Annotated in this window: 12 protein-coding genes, 4 tRNA genes and 1 pseudogene; 7 read left to right on the top strand and 10 right to left on the bottom strand. The window is 41.5% G+C overall.

Going from position 1 to position 14166, the window contains the following annotated elements; all coding sequences use genetic code 11:
- Nucleotides 1-695: 695 nt before the first annotated feature.
- From glnA to AC4CVD_RS12090, 6 genes and pseudogenes are all read left to right on the top strand, one after another.
- Nucleotides 696-2111, top strand: a complete 1416-nt coding sequence (gene glnA / locus AC4CVD_RS12115) for a type I glutamate--ammonia ligase (protein WP_005400480.1) — start codon at nucleotides 696-698, stop codon at nucleotides 2109-2111.
- Between the two features lie 89 nt (nucleotides 2112-2200).
- Nucleotides 2201-2476 carry a hypothetical protein gene (locus AC4CVD_RS12110; protein WP_201953687.1) on the top strand — a complete coding sequence of 92 codons (276 nt, stop codon included), beginning with the start codon at nucleotides 2201-2203 and terminating at the stop codon, nucleotides 2474-2476.
- Nucleotides 2477-2563: 87 nt separating this feature from the next.
- On the top strand, nucleotides 2564-3049 hold the full coding sequence (locus AC4CVD_RS12105; protein WP_078425361.1) for a chorismate--pyruvate lyase family protein: 486 nt from the start codon (nucleotides 2564-2566) through the stop codon (nucleotides 3047-3049).
- On the top strand, nucleotides 3046-3927 hold the full coding sequence (gene ubiA, locus AC4CVD_RS12100; protein ID WP_078388623.1) for a 4-hydroxybenzoate octaprenyltransferase: 882 nt from the start codon (nucleotides 3046-3048) through the stop codon (nucleotides 3925-3927). The genes AC4CVD_RS12105 and ubiA overlap by 4 nt, the downstream gene beginning before the upstream one ends.
- Before the next feature lie 107 nt (nucleotides 3928-4034).
- A pseudogene (locus AC4CVD_RS12095) lies at nucleotides 4035-5376 on the top strand (alpha/beta hydrolase).
- Between the two features lie 99 nt (nucleotides 5377-5475).
- Nucleotides 5476-5706, top strand: coding sequence for a hypothetical protein (locus tag AC4CVD_RS12090; protein WP_078425363.1), 231 nt, complete (start codon nucleotides 5476-5478; stop codon nucleotides 5704-5706).
- A gap of 1 nt (nucleotide 5707) precedes the next feature.
- On the opposite strand, the gene AC4CVD_RS12085 is transcribed toward AC4CVD_RS12090, so the two are convergent.
- The 8 genes from AC4CVD_RS12085 to AC4CVD_RS12050 form a co-directional block, all read right to left on the bottom strand.
- Nucleotides 5708-6106, bottom strand: coding sequence for a DUF2726 domain-containing protein (locus AC4CVD_RS12085; RefSeq protein WP_481148310.1), 399 nt, complete (start codon nucleotides 6104-6106; stop codon nucleotides 5708-5710).
- A 122-nt stretch (nucleotides 6107-6228) separates the two neighbouring features.
- A tRNA-Asn gene (locus tag AC4CVD_RS12080) sits at nucleotides 6229-6304 on the bottom strand.
- A gap of 288 nt (nucleotides 6305-6592) precedes the next feature.
- Nucleotides 6593-6668 (bottom strand) — tRNA-Asn (locus tag AC4CVD_RS12075).
- A 195-nt stretch (nucleotides 6669-6863) separates the two neighbouring features.
- Nucleotides 6864-6939, bottom strand: a tRNA-Asn gene (locus tag AC4CVD_RS12070).
- A 4-nt stretch (nucleotides 6940-6943) separates the two neighbouring features.
- Nucleotides 6944-7019: transfer RNA gene (locus AC4CVD_RS12065), tRNA-Asn, on the bottom strand.
- Between the two features lie 144 nt (nucleotides 7020-7163).
- Nucleotides 7164-7790 carry a superoxide dismutase SodB gene (sodB, locus tag AC4CVD_RS12060; RefSeq protein WP_010327236.1) on the bottom strand — a complete coding sequence of 209 codons (627 nt, stop codon included), beginning with the start codon at nucleotides 7788-7790 and terminating at the stop codon, nucleotides 7164-7166.
- Between the two features lie 209 nt (nucleotides 7791-7999).
- A complete protein-coding gene (locus AC4CVD_RS12055) occupies nucleotides 8000-8620 on the bottom strand; it encodes a superoxide dismutase (protein WP_490753199.1) in 621 nt (206 codons plus the stop codon).
- Between the two features lie 345 nt (nucleotides 8621-8965).
- The gene (locus AC4CVD_RS12050; protein ID WP_114837191.1) at nucleotides 8966-9724 is read right to left on the bottom strand and encodes a Nif3-like dinuclear metal center hexameric protein; all 759 of its coding nucleotides are present in this window, start codon (nucleotides 9722-9724) and stop codon (nucleotides 8966-8968) included.
- Nucleotides 9725-9892: 168 nt separating this feature from the next.
- On the opposite strand from AC4CVD_RS12050, the gene AC4CVD_RS12045 reads away from it, so the two are divergent.
- Nucleotides 9893-11071, top strand: a complete 1179-nt coding sequence (locus AC4CVD_RS12045) for a S1C family serine protease (protein WP_114837190.1) — start codon at nucleotides 9893-9895, stop codon at nucleotides 11069-11071.
- A gap of 498 nt (nucleotides 11072-11569) precedes the next feature.
- Here the strand turns inward: AC4CVD_RS12045 and AC4CVD_RS12040 are convergent, their stop codons facing one another.
- Nucleotides 11570-12532, bottom strand: a complete 963-nt coding sequence (locus AC4CVD_RS12040; protein ID WP_490753198.1) for a Tim44 domain-containing protein — start codon at nucleotides 12530-12532, stop codon at nucleotides 11570-11572.
- 118 nt (nucleotides 12533-12650) lie between these two features.
- Complete coding sequence (gene radA / locus AC4CVD_RS12035) at nucleotides 12651-14042, bottom strand: DNA repair protein RadA (RefSeq protein ID WP_004695771.1); 1392 nt, start codon at nucleotides 14040-14042, stop codon at nucleotides 12651-12653.
- Nucleotides 14043-14166 lie beyond the last annotated feature (124 nt).

The raw sequence follows: 14166 nt of genomic DNA, 5'->3' as shown, positions 1-14166 counted from the left end.
ATACACAGCTAGGGCGCGACATTTTTTTGTGGGTCTAAAAATTACAATGGGTTTTGTTACTAACTGATATAGAGTTTATGAATATCTCAGATTCAAATCCTAACGAGAAGCCTCGTGGACTATGTATAAATGTCATGAAGCATGCATATTCAATGAATATAAAAAGAATATCTTCTGATGTTGTGAGCCAAAAACTCCCCTAATGTCACCAAAACAGAGCATATTTTTTTGCTTGCTCACATCTGAGATGTCGGCTTTATATTTAGTTTGAAAGGAGAGGTTTTTTGTTTTTTAAAAATCAAATAAAAACAGTTGATTACGCTGCTTATATTTGATTTAAGGTATATCGCTCGCTGTGATATGAGGTGTGGAAGTCAAATCAAGGCGAAAATAACAGCTTAAAAAGTGCTCTAATTTATAAAAAACGGGTGTAAATCGACCCATAATATTTAAAAATGCACCATTATGATCCACACTCAAAATCTTTTAGATTAAATGTGAAGAAGCGTGCTTGAATATGGTGCATTTACTTTTTAGCTCAGTATAATAGAGCCAAAGCAAACAGCTTAAAACTGTTATTCTGATAATGAATTCAATATTTTAGCTAAGCTTTTTAAAGTTGGTACGGTAATTGCTTTAGAACAACCAACTACTAACACGCACTAAAGAGTGCAACAAAAATTCATCGGAGCAAAATGAGCATGGCGAACAAGGTCCTACAACTCATCCAAGAAAGTGGCGCAAAATGGGTCGATTTCCGTTTTACGGATACTAAGGGTAAAGAACAACACGTAACTTACCCAGCAGATACTATCGACGAAGATACTTTTGAAGACGGTAAAATGTTTGATGGTTCTTCTATTGCTGGTTGGAAAGGCATTGAAGCATCTGACATGATCTTACGGCCAGATGCTGCAACTGGTTTTATCGACCCGTTCTTCGCTGAGCCTACAGTAGTTGTTACTTGTGACGTTATTGAGCCATCAACAGGTCAAGGTTATGACCGTGACCCGCGTTCGATTGCTCGCCGTGCTGAAGAATACCTAAAATCGACAGGTATTGGTGATACTGCATTCTTTGGTCCAGAACCAGAATTCTTCGTATTTGACGAAGTAAAATGGGAAATTGATATGTCTGGCGCGCGCCATACATTGATTGCTGAAGAAGCTGCTTGGTCAACAAACAAAGACTACGAAGGCGGAAACTCTGGTCACCGTCCACGTGTTAAAGGTGGTTACTTCCCGGTTCCTCCAGTTGATTCTTCGCATGACATGCGTGCTGATATGTGTGCGCGTATTGAAGACATCATGGGCCCAGGTCGTGTAGAAGTACATCACCACGAAGTTGCATCTTGCCAATTAGAAATTGGTGTAAGCTTCAACACAATGGTTCGTAAAGCAGACGAAGTACAACAGTTCAAATATGCTGTTTGGAACGTTGCGCACCAATATGCAAAAACTGCGACTTTCATGCCTAAGCCAATGGTTGGTGATAACGGTTCTGGTATGCACGTTCACATGTCGATCTCTAAAGATGGCAAGAACTTGTTTGCTGGTGATGAATATGCTGGTCTTTCAGAAATGGCGCTTTACTTCATCGGTGGTGTAATTAAACACGCTCGTGCATTGAACGCAATTACGAACCCATCTACAAACTCGTACAAGCGTTTAGTTCCACACTTCGAAGCGCCGATTATGTTGGCTTACTCAGCACGTAACCGTTCTGCTTCTATCCGTATTCCTTACGTTTCTAGCCCTAAAGGCAAACGTATCGAAGCTCGCTTCCCAGATCCAATGATGAACCCGTACTTAGGTTTCGCTGCATTGTTAATGGCGGGTCTTGATGGTATCCAAAACAAGATTCACCCAGGTGAAGCAGCTGACAAAAACTTATACGACCTTCCTCCTGAAGAAGAAGCGAAAATCCCTACAGTTGCGCACAGCCTAGATATGGCTCTTGAAGCGCTTCAAGCGGATCACGAGTTCCTTCTTAAAGGTGGTGTATTCACTAAAGAAATGCTTGATGCATATATCGAACTTAAAACTGAAGAAGTGCGTCGTTTGAACACGACAACTCACCCAGTTGAATTTGATATGTACTACAGCTTGTAATTCTGAACTGAATTTCACTGCAAAAAACCCGCGCTAGTCGCGGGTTTTTTTGTATCATCTGTTTAACTTGAAAAAAATTGATGAGAGCAATGGCACAGCGTAAGAAGCACACCAGTTTTTATCCGTGGATTGACCCTAAAGATCACGATAAAGGTTTTAAGCTAAATTTTTCGATGGTGACTTATATCGAAGTTGGTCGCACCTCTGAAGGCTACAAGCAGGCAGAATTTGTTGCATTGAAAAGCCCTGAGTTAGCACTGGATTATGATTATCCTCAAAGTTTTTACTTGAGTGCTGAAGGTTTTATTTTGGTAAAAACTCCGCAGGGTAAATTTGAAACCATTGCAAAAACAGATAATTGCTAAAGATTGATCTTAGAATTGAATCAATGACATTCTGCATAACTCAAAAAGCGTTTAAGCGCACAGTAAATCAATGGTACAGGTAGGCTTATGCAGCAGATTCCAGCTGAACTGAAAACATGGTTATATGCTTCAGGTTCACTTACTCAGCAACTGAAGGATTTGGCTGATGGAACATTTAGGGTTCAACCAACCAAAGAGTATTTTCAGCGTCTTCAGTTTATCGATGCAAAATGGATGGGCATGCCGTTTCAGCATACGTCATGGGTACGAGAAAGTTTTTTATATGGCAGTGATGTAGAGCCTTGGGTCAAAGCCAAAAGCATTTTCCCGATCTTAAGTTTGCAAGGCCGCGCACGGCTTTTTAAACATATTGGTAAAAAACCGATTGGTTGGTTCTTGTTTCAGCGCACCAATCCAGCATGTGAACGTCGTGTGATTTGGCTAGAAGATGGCTGGACTAGACAGAGCTGTTATACTTGGCACGGCTGCAAGTTTATTGTTCAAGAAACTTTTTTAGCGAGTTTTGAGCAATTTTTGCAAAAGCAGAATTCAGCATCTGAAGGACAGTCATGACAACTGCGCATCAAATTACTTGGCGTGAACGTTTAGAAGCCTATTATTATTTATGTCGTTTTGATAAGCCTGTTGGCACAGAATTGGTATTCTGGCCCACCATGTGGGCACTGTGGATTGCAGCAGAGGGCATACCGCCAATTGGTATTCTGATTCCGATGGTACTTGGCACGATATTTATGCGTGCGGCTGGGTGTGCAATTAATGATTTTGCTGATCGTAAGGTCGATGCGCATGTAGAGCGCACGAAAACAAGGCCTTTAGCAACAGGGATTATCACGGCCAAAGAAGCCATTTATGTGTTTCTAGCTCTAGTCTTTGCTAGTGCTTGTATGTTGTTGTTTCTACCGATTGAAACGTTTTATTGTGCTTTAGGTGGGCTTGTTCTCGCATTTATATATCCTTTCATGAAGCGCTATACCCATTTGCCTCAGGTTGTTTTAGGCATGGCTTTTTCGTGGGGAATTCCGATGTCATTTACGGCTATGGGTAAACCATTAGATTTAACCTGTTGGTTGCTGTATTTCGGCAATCTGGCTTGGACTGTGGCATACGATACTCAATATGCGATTACCGACCGTGAATATGATTTAAAAATTGGGGTGAAGTCGACAGCCATTTTATTCGGTCGTTTTGATATTCAAATCATTGCACTTTTACAGGCGATGAGTGTCGTTTTGATCGGTACGGCGCTTTACCTTGAAAATTTATTGATGCCATTGGGTCTAATCGCATTGCTTGTAGTCGTGGCTGATTTTATTTATCAATGGTCAAAAACCAAAGACAGAGATCCACAGCGTTGTTTTTGGGCATTCCGTCACAATCGTTGGGTGGGATTGATTGTTTTTGCTGGAATCTTTTTAGAATTAATTATTTAAATTTATATATTGGTTGAAAAAGCGTCCTGTACAGGGCGCTTTTTTATGTCTTAATAAAACGGCATGTAGTTTCATGCTTAAAAAAACAACGAATAAAAGGATATTTTATGAAACGCTCGAAAATAGCATTAGCCCTTACAGTTGCCGTTTCAATGCTGTCTTTAACTGCTTGTAATGACGATGATGATTCGCCCGCTTCAAATCAAAAAACAGACCTATGTTTCTGAAAGTACCTATTCAGAAGACACATTAACCACTGCAGCTTCTATTAAGGTAATGACGTATAACATGGAAAATGTTCAAGGTCAGACCGCTAAAGCAACGGCGCTGGTGATGTTCCCTAAAGTAGCACCACCTACAGATGGTTATCGCGTAGTGGTTTGGGAGCATGGCACGGTTGGGGTTGGTGATAGTTGTGCGCCAAGTAATAATATGATTCACCCACGTTTTAAAATTTTAGCAGACAGTCTACTGGCTGCGGGTTATGTCATTGTTGCCCCCGATTATGAAGGTCTGGGTACACCAGGGATTCATCCATATTTAAACTTATCTAGTGCTGCGAAGTCAGCGCTTTCTGCTGTACAAGCGGCAAAAGATCATTATGGTAAGCAGTTGAATGGTGCGTGGATGTCTGTGGGGCAATCTCAAGGGGGTCATGCCTCGTTAGCGACCGCAGAATATGCAAATACAGATGCAACCTATAAAGGTGCTGTGGCGGGTGCACCAGCTTCGAGTTTGGGTAAAATTATTCTTGAAGTTGCGCCTGCTGCATTGGCTGACATCGAAGCACGTGAAACGGCTGCTAATGTCCCTCTAGCATATCGGACATCGGTGGATACTTATGCAACTTTATTGGCTTATGCAGCGTTAACAGGGGTGGGTATTAAAGCTTATGAGCCACGATTTAATTATCAAGATATTTTCCAATCACGTGCCAAATCTTTGGCTGAGTTTGCAGAAGGTTCAACAGGGGATAATGGCCTGTGTTTAGACAATGATAGTGACCCAAGTTTAAGCTTAATTAATAAATTTAAAGACGATATTATTCAGTTTATGACAGCAAATCTTGATAAAAAAGTCATGGATTATCCTGGTTTAGATACTAGTGTGTTTGCAACCAATGAAACCGTAAAAAACTTCTTAATCAGTAGTCAGCCTGGGACTAAACGAATTGATAAACCAGTCTATGTAATACAAGGCACAGCAGATACAAATGTACCCTATCCAATTACGCAAGCATTGGTTGCAAACTTGAAAACATTGGGTTCGCCAAATATCACGCTTGATCCCGTTATAGGTGCATCTCATACCCAAGCTATAGTTTGTCGGAATGCAGAGGCAGTAGACTTTATTCAGACCTACATGTCTGCGGGTACGGGTATTGTGTTAACTGATGCACAAAAAGATGCTAGCACCAATGAAAATTGTACAGGTATAGCGCCGACATAAAATTAACCATTTAAACTGAAGACAGAGCCTCATGATTGAGGCTCTTTTTTTGTTATAGTATTGGCCCATCAAAATCTAGATATTGGAAATAGGCTGGCTATGACGAAATCAACTAAAAAACTAACGCCGAAAGTGATGTTTTTGGCGAGTCTTGGTATTGTGATTCCATTGCTTATTTTAGGGATTGCTTTTTTAGCGGTAAAAAGCGATGCAAAAAACCAAGCGGAATATCAGCGTATTAAGGAAGAACAACAGCAGCGTATTCAAGAAAAATTGGCTGCCGAAAAGCAATTCACACAGCAGGAAGCGAGCAGTGCGATCTCAAAATAATTCAAGCACGCATTGCAGGCGTGATACCAATGTGTTTGTGCAGTTGGCGAATGCTTGGAATTTCTGTAAAACGCAGAACGATGTAACCTGCTTCATTGAGCATGGCATCACGTTCTGCATCTTCTTGTTCTTTGCCGATATGGGAAGGATCATCGAGTTCAATAATCACCACGACCGCTAATTGTTCATCTAATAAAACGAAGTCAGTGACTTTACGGTTAAATTTGGCCCGTATTTTATAGTGATCACTGGTAATCAGCGAACTAAATGAAACTTGGGCTAGAACATGATGGCGTGGAAAGGCTTCTTTTAAGCGAATAAACATTTTACGTTCAAATGGTGTAATGACGTGTTTGGCATAAAACTTTTGCTTACGGCGAAATAGGTCAGGGTAGACCATGATCACTAACGTAATAGTAGCGAAGCAGCCGATGATAAAAAAGATGATTTGACTCAGATCGAACACAATATTTTCTAGCGCAAAGAAAAAACCCACTCGCATGGAGTGGGTTTTTAGAATTTTGGCTCTCCAACCTGGGCTCGAACCAGGGACCTGCGGATTAACAGTCCGTCGCTCTACCGACTGAGCTATTGGAGAATCTGCACGCATTCTATGTGGCAAAGCTCAAAGGGTCAAGCCTTTGGCCTGATATTTTTATATAATTTGCTTTAAATGATTTAAAAATAAACGGTTTAGCTTTTATTGATGTAATTTGATTCAGTCTTTTTGGTTTTCGATGGAGAGATTTGGGAGATTAAAGCTGAGAAGGGCCTGTATGGAAAGCTGCTTTGGAGTAATTTTAGAATAGTGATTTTATTTATGGGTTAATGTCATGTTTATAGATAGAAAAAAGCCCAAGTCATAATGCTTGGGCTTTTTAAAATTTGGCTCTCCAACCTGGGCTCGAACCAGGGACCTGCGGATTAACAGTCCGTCGCTCTACCGACTGAGCTATTGGAGAATCTGAAATGCAGTATAGAGAAAATTACACATCGGTCAAGTTACAATTCTAAAAAAAGTCGAATTTTAGATTAAATGTTTTTTTTATAAACAATTTGATATGTCATAGCTGTATACCAGAAGGGTATAGGGTGTGGATCAAAACAATGAGTGATAAAAAAAGCCCAAGTCACGATGCTTGGGCTTTTTAGAATCTTGGCTCTTCCACCTGGGCTCGAACCAGGGACCTGCGGATTAACAGTCCGTCGCTCTACCGACTGAGCTATGGAAGAATAGTGGCTCTCCAACCTGGGCTCGAACCAGGGACCTGCGGATTAACAGTCCGTCGCTCTACCGACTGAGCTATTGGAGAATCTGATGCGCATTTTAGGGAGGAAAGGAAAATGGGTCAAGCAAAAAATATTGAGAAATGAATTGTTTGCTTTATAAATATGCGTTTAGGTAGCAAAAACAAAAAAACCGCTCAAAAAGAGCGGTTTTTTAAACAAGACGAATCTTATTTTTCAACGCCAGCAGCTTGACCTGCATATTTCGCGTTTGCATAATCCCAGTTTACAAGGCTTTCAAGGAAAGTTTTGATGTAAACAGGACGCGCATTGCGGAAATCGATGTAGTAAGCATGTTCCCAAACGTCAATGGTTAACACTGCAACTTTACCGTGTGCAAGTGGAGTGTCTGCATTTGAAGTTTTAAGGATAGAAAGGTTACCATTTACTTCGTCAGCAACTAACCAAGCCCAACCTGAACCGAATTGAGTTGTTGCAGCAGCAGCAAATTCTTCAGCGAATTTTTCGTAAGAACCGAATGCTTCATCAATTTTAGCAGCTAAAGCACCTGTTGCTTTACCACCACCGTTTTTAGCCATACAGTTCCAGTAGAATGTGTGGTTCCAAACTTGTGCTGCGTTATTGAAGATACCTGCTTTAGATGCATCACCAGCAGAAGCTGTGATGATTTCTTCTAAAGTTTTGCCTTCAAGGTCAGTACCCTTGATTAGGTTGTTTAGGTTAACAACATAAGTATTGTGGTGTTTGTCGTGGTGGAATTCTAAAGTTTCTTTGCTGATGTGTGGAGCAAGATCTTCGTAGCCATATGGAAGTGCAGGTAAAGTAATGGTTGTCATGTTTCATTCCTTGCAGATTTGCTGGGTTTTACTTTAAGTGCATTTATTGTAAATGATTCTATAGACAATAGGGCAGTCTTTTAATACACAAAATATGCAAAAAATTTCGCAAGGAGACATATACGATACACAAGATATCGTTAGAGTCTTTTGTACAGAATGTGTTCATTTTAAAAGACTCTAAGCTCTAGATGGATTGAAATGGTTGGTTAATTTTTAGCTTGTAACGCAATATGGTAACGGTGATTCACTTCATCCCAATCGACCACATTATAAAAGGCATTGATGTATTCAGGACGACGGTTTTGGTATTTTAGATAATATGCATGTTCCCATACATCTAAACCGAGAATAGGGATGTGTCCCCACATAATCGGTGAATCCTGATTTGCACTGCTTTCAACAATTAAGTTGTGTTCAGGTGTCACGCTCAGCCATGCCCAACCACTGCCAAAACGGCTAATTGCGGCTTTAGTAAATGCCTCTTTAAAAGCATCAAAACCACCAAGTTGTTCATCAATAGCCTTTGCGACAGCCCCAGTCGGTTGCCCATCACCTTGTGGACTCATGACCGTCCAAAACAGTGAGTGGTTGGCATGACCACCTGCATTATTGATCACCATATTTTTAAGATCAGTAGGGACTTCATTGACTTTGGCAACCAAATCTTCCACAGACAGTTTCTCCCATTCTGTGCCTGCAATCGCGCCATTAATGTTATTGATGTAGGTTTGATGGTGTTTACTGTGGTGAATTTCCATCGTTTTCGTATCAATATTGGGTTCGAGTGCGTCATAGGCATATGGAAGAGCGGGTAAAGAATAAGCCATGTGTTTGATTCCTTTAATCATCAAAATTGTTTTATTGGGATTTTTTAAAGCAGTTTTATTATCCACTTAAAAGTTAATGAGAATCAATATGCTTATTATTTGCAGTTTTGAAGTGAAAGGTCGCAAGTTTTATTGTTCATGTTAGGTTGGACGTTCAGTATGTATAACAAAGGTGAGATGCACAGAATTTTTGAGCTGATGCTATGTTTTGATTTAAAAAGATGAAAGGCTAGGAATAATATTTTAGAAATTCATAATTTGCTGAAATGGAAGTGATGTTGGATGCCGTGCGATGTAAGCGCATTGAAAGGACTGGGATGAAAATAGTCTCATCCCAGCGATTGCTTAGATCGGGTTGTTTAACTCGAAATAAATATATTCAATATCAAATTGTTCTGAAATGGCTTGACCTAATCGCTGCACGCCATAGCGTTCAGTCGCATGATGTCCGCAAGCAAAATAATGTACGCCTAATTCTTTAGCTTCATAGAAGGTACGTTCACTGACTTCGCCTGAAATATAGGCATCACAGCCTTGTTCAGCGGCTTTTACAATAAAATCTTGTGCACCACCGGTACAAAAACCGACTTTTTCAATCATGTTCTTGTCCGCAGGAAGATGGATGGCATCGAATTTTAATTTCTTAGATACAAACTTTTTAAACTCTTCCACAGGCATCGGCTGGTTTAAATAACCAATATTGCCAATAGGATGACGCTCAGATGGATCAAGTGCCTCAATACGTTCCAATTTGAGCAAATCTGCAATCGCTACATTATTTCCAAGACTCGGATGGCTGTCGAGGGGGAGGTGATATGCCAACAAAGAAATGTCATGTTGAATCAGACTCTTGATCCTTTTACCGCGCATACCTGTGATGGGATAGGCTTCACCTTTCCAAAAATAACCATGATGCACCAGTAAAAGATCCGCATTTTCTCGGATCGCGGCATCTATAGCATCTTGCGATGCAGTCACAGTAGCTAAAATTTTACGCACTTCGGTTTTACCTTCAATTTGAAGGCCATTCGGTGCATAGTCCTTAAACTCAGATGATTTGAGGGTTTGATCACACCACTGAATAATGTCTTGTAATTTTGCCATATCGACTTAAAAACTCTTTTAAATTGATTACATCGGAACCTATTGTTTATTGTAACTAAAGCATGACAAAACTCTTGCTTATTTTTGTGCTTCGGCTTGAATTTCGCTTTACAATAGGCATAAATTACTTAGTCATCAATGAATTAAAACATTTTAGAGGGTGAAATCGTGCGCAGGACCTTTTCCTGGTTACCTTGGGTATTACTCATTTTAGTCATTGCTGGATTTTTTGCTTGGCAGCAGTATCAAAAGCCAAAAGCGCCTGTGGCGTCCGATGGGATTAAGATGCCTGCTGAAAAGGTGGAGCCTTTAATTAACACCACGCGTACCGGTGGGGTGGTTTCTTATAGTGCCGCCGTGAAAGTGGCTGCGCCAGCAGTAGTGAATATTTTTACCACGCAAAAAGTCAAACAACTTGACCATCCATTACTCAATGATCCTGCGTTTCGTGAATTTTTTGGCAATCAAATTCCAGATCAGTTTAGCCAAAATAAAAATGAAAACAGTTTGGGTTCAGGTGTGATTGTTCGTCCTGATGGTTATATTTTGACAAATAACCATGTGATTGCTCAAGCCGATCAAATTGTTGTGGCGTTACAAGATGGCCGTCGTGCAGTGGCAAAAGTGATTGGTACAGACCCCGATACCGATTTGGCTGTGATTAAAGTTGAGTTGGCGAATCTGCCTGTTTTACCCTTTAAGCTCAGTGGCAACGAAGTGGGTGATGTAGTCTTGGCCATTGGTAACCCATTTGGTGTAGGTCAAACCGTTACGCAAGGTATCGTCTCTGCTACAGGACGCTCTGATCTAGGTATTAACACTTATGAAGACTTTATTCAAACCGATGCTGCAATTAATCCCGGCAATTCTGGCGGTGCTTTGATTGATGTCGCGGGGAATTTGATTGGAGTGAATACGGCCATTTTCTCTCAGTCAGGTGGGTCTTTAGGTATTGGTTTTGCCATTCCTGCAAGAATTTGCCAACAAGTACTGAACTCTATTCTTAAAGACGGTCGCGTGGTACGTGGTTGGCTAGGTATCAGCTTATTGCCTGTTGAACAAGTCAATATCTTAGAGCCTAAAGGACCAGGTGTGGTTGTCGCGGATGTGTTAAAAACGGGACCTGCTGCAAAAGCTGGTTTAAAGAAAGGCGACAAGATTGTGAAAGTGAATGATGAAGTGATTACTTCAACCTCACATTTGATTAATTTTGTGGCTTTACAACCGCCAAATAGCACCATTCAGATTTTACTTGAGCGCGATGGCAAACCTTTAGATGTTGCTGTGGTTGTTGGGGAAAGAAAAGAGCAAAATCAGGACTCTCAATTTATCCCATTACCTGAATAAGACTAAAAAGCGTAAATAAAAATGCCTCTTTTATAGAGGCATTTTTTATGAGTAGATTAGATGATTTACAGTGTGGATATTAAATGCAGAGCATGATCAATAGAAGACTCTGTGCATTTTAAAGCTTGAGAGTGGTAAATGATGATCTCAGTTTTAGTCGAAAATCAAAGCTCACTTATTTTTAGATATTGCCCAATGGCATCAAGTATGAATAATGCGATTAACTTATGTGGAGTGGAAATATAAGTCTAAGTAAAATTAAAGCGTGTGGCTGAGGGTGCATTGTGCAGTCTTTCCTTGTGATTCTTATTTAACATACATGATAGGTTTTACTTATTAGGAAATGTTGAGCCTAACTTTTAGGAAAACCATTGCTGTTATCGTTTTGAATGCTGTTTTTGTTTAAGCGAGGCGCTGATGACTAGGTTGAATCGACAGGAGGATTTATAGGGCACAAAAAAACAGCAACCGAAGTCGCTGTTTTTATATATCTAGAAATTACGCTTCTTGTTGGATACCCGCAACGAGCCAGTCTTGGGTAGAACCCGCAGGTTTTACAAAGTGCCAAACTTCAGCAAAAGGTTGCGGTAAGCTGTTGAGGTCTTCACTTACTGTACCAGTAAAACGTACGCTAACCACGTATTGGCCATTTTCTGTCGCAGAGTCCGCAACCATCGCATTAAGGTTTGAAAACTCAGCTACATCTTGATCTTGGTTTGCCATAATGTCTTGATACATAGACTGGTAAAGATCAGGTGTTAAATAACGCTGAATTTCAGAAATGTTACTTGCCGTGTTCATCGACTGAATATGATTGAAACGTTGACGAGCAATACGTAAGAAAGCCGCAGGTTCTGTACCGTCTGGCAGCTGACTACCACTATTGGTATAGGCAGTGCCAAAAGGTGCGTTGTTTTGTGGTGCAGCAGCTGAACCACCTACAGACTGACCAAAAATATTGCTATTGTCATTTGATGTACGTGGTGCAGCTTGTTGGCCAAACGGTGCTTGAGTTGAACCATTGTTTGGCGCATAGGGATTAGCTGCTACTTTTTTTTTTGCGCCCATTTTACGGAAAATGAAGAAGGCAACAGCAGCGGCAAGAAGGATCCAAATCCAACTTGGAATACCACCTTTTTCTTCCTGTGCTTGTGCTTGAGAAGCAGAGTTATCATCTGCCAATGCATTTGCAGCAACAGCACCAATTGCAGCACCCGCTACACCAGCCGCAACCATACCACCGACGCCTGGACCAGATTTAGCTGGAGCTGTAGCGGGCGCGGTAGGTTGTTGAGCTGGAGTTGCTTGACGAGGTTGTTGATAAGACTGAGTTGGTGCAGCTTGACGGCTCATACCGTGGCTTTTACCACCACCTGCACGTTTAGCTTCTGCGGCTAAGGGTGCAACTAAAAGAGCCGCTGTTAAAAAACCAGCAATCAAACCACGCTGTCGAACTTCCATCAAATTTTCCTACTCTATAAAAAATAAATTTTAACTCTACCTTTATGCAGCCTTTCATCCTAAATTTCAATAAAAAACGTGTTTATTTTATGAGAAATTCAAATGCATGGAATTTAGCTTAGTTGAGTTCGTCACTTAAGCTCATGGCTTCAGTGAGTGCCTCATGTAAGCGCGCCACGGCGATTACCTTCACCCCAGCAATATCTTTTTGCGGTGCGTTGCCTCGCGGTAGAATAATGTATTTAAAACCATGTTTAATGGCTTCTTTTAAGCGTTCCTGCCCATTTGGCACTGGGCGAATTTCCCCAGAGAGTCCTACTTCACCAAAAACAGCCAGTTGTTGTGGCAGCGCTTTACCTCGCAGGCTAGAGGCACAGGCCAATAAGACGGCCAAGTCAGAGCCTGTTTCCGTGATTTTTAAACCACCGACAACGTTGACGTAGACATCTTGTCCAGATGTTTGCACGCCACCATGGCGATGCATTACCGCCAAGAGCATATTTAAACGGTTTTGTTCTAAACCTAAGGCGACTCGACGCGGTTGACCATGTGCATCATCAACCAAAGCTTGAACCTCAACCAACAGAGGACGTGTGCCTTCACGGCTGATCATTACGATTGAGCCTGCAATGGCTTCATCATAACGGCTTAAGAAAATGGCTGAAGGATTCGCCACTTCCCTTAAGCCTTTATCAGTCATGCCAAAAACACCGAGTTCATTGACTGCACCAAAACGGTTTTTAACAGCTCGAATCATCCGATAACGTGAGTCGGACTGACCTTCAAAGTACAGAACACAGTCCACCATATGTTCAAGCACACGTGGACCAGCCAGTGCACCTTCCTTGGTGACGTGTCCGACAATGAACAAGGCTGTGCCACTATTTTTAGCAAAACGAGTTAGTAAAGCAGCAGATTCGCGAATTTGAGAAACGCCGCCCGGCGCTGACTGGAGTGTTTCGGTATACAGGGTTTGAATGGAATCTAAAATTGCCACAGCTGGACGCTCATGGGCAAGCATTTCACATATCCGCTCGACACAGGTTTCAGCCATGACTTTGAGTTTATCTGTGGGCAGATCAAGACGATTTGCACGCAAGGCCACTTGAGAGAGTGATTCTTCACCTGTGACATACAATGCCGCACTGTTGGCCGCGGCCATATGCGTTGCCGTTTGCAATAAAATGGTCGATTTTCCAATGCCCGGATCACCGCCAATCAGTACCACAGAGCCCGTGACGAGACCACCGCCAAGCACACGATCAAACTCACCAATTCCTGTAGCCAATCGAGTCTCATGTGAAACTGAAATTTGATTTAAGGTGCTAATAGCAGCAGCTTGACCTGCATAGCCGCCACCCATTTTGGGCTGCGCACGATGTGTGACTGCTGGTGCAATATTGACTTCAACTAGACTATTCCATTCTCCACATTCAGAACATTGGCCCGCCCATTTTGAATGGTCAGCGCCACATTGTTCACAGCGGTAAACACTTTTTGCTTTTGCCATGCTTTATTTGATGCACTATTTGGAGTATTCGATGGTTCAACAGCATACAGAGGATTGGATTTGAAATGAATGCTCTGAATCAAAAAGCCACCCGAAGGTGGCTTAACGATTGAAGATTTTAAAA

Source organism: Acinetobacter sp. LipI_23, from assembly GCF_058243045.1.
This window is presented reverse-complemented; position numbering and strand designations above follow the sequence as displayed.

Excerpts from the sequence above, each read along its gene's own strand:
- glnA (WP_005400480.1), top strand. The coding sequence starts at position 696 with ATGAGCATGGCGAACAAGGTCCTACAACTCATCCAAGAAAGTGGCGCA.
- AC4CVD_RS12110 (WP_201953687.1), top strand. The coding sequence starts at position 2,201 with ATGGCACAGCGTAAGAAGCACACCAGTTTTTATCCGTGGATTGACCCT.
- AC4CVD_RS12105 (WP_078425361.1), top strand. The coding sequence starts at position 2,564 with ATGCAGCAGATTCCAGCTGAACTGAAAACATGGTTATATGCTTCAGGT.
- ubiA (WP_078388623.1), top strand. The coding sequence starts at position 3,046 with ATGACAACTGCGCATCAAATTACTTGGCGTGAACGTTTAGAAGCCTAT.
- AC4CVD_RS12090 (WP_078425363.1), top strand. The coding sequence starts at position 5,476 with ATGACGAAATCAACTAAAAAACTAACGCCGAAAGTGATGTTTTTGGCG.
- AC4CVD_RS12085 (WP_481148310.1), bottom strand. The coding sequence starts at position 6,106 with ATGGTCTACCCTGACCTATTTCGCCGTAAGCAAAAGTTTTATGCCAAA.
- sodB (WP_010327236.1), bottom strand. The coding sequence starts at position 7,790 with ATGACAACCATTACTTTACCTGCACTTCCATATGGCTACGAAGATCTT.
- AC4CVD_RS12055 (WP_490753199.1), bottom strand. The coding sequence starts at position 8,620 with ATGGCTTATTCTTTACCCGCTCTTCCATATGCCTATGACGCACTCGAA.
- AC4CVD_RS12050 (WP_114837191.1), bottom strand. The coding sequence starts at position 9,724 with ATGGCAAAATTACAAGACATTATTCAGTGGTGTGATCAAACCCTCAAA.
- AC4CVD_RS12040 (WP_490753198.1), bottom strand. The coding sequence starts at position 12,532 with ATGGAAGTTCGACAGCGTGGTTTGATTGCTGGTTTTTTAACAGCGGCT.
- radA (WP_004695771.1), bottom strand. The coding sequence starts at position 14,042 with ATGGCAAAAGCAAAAAGTGTTTACCGCTGTGAACAATGTGGCGCTGAC.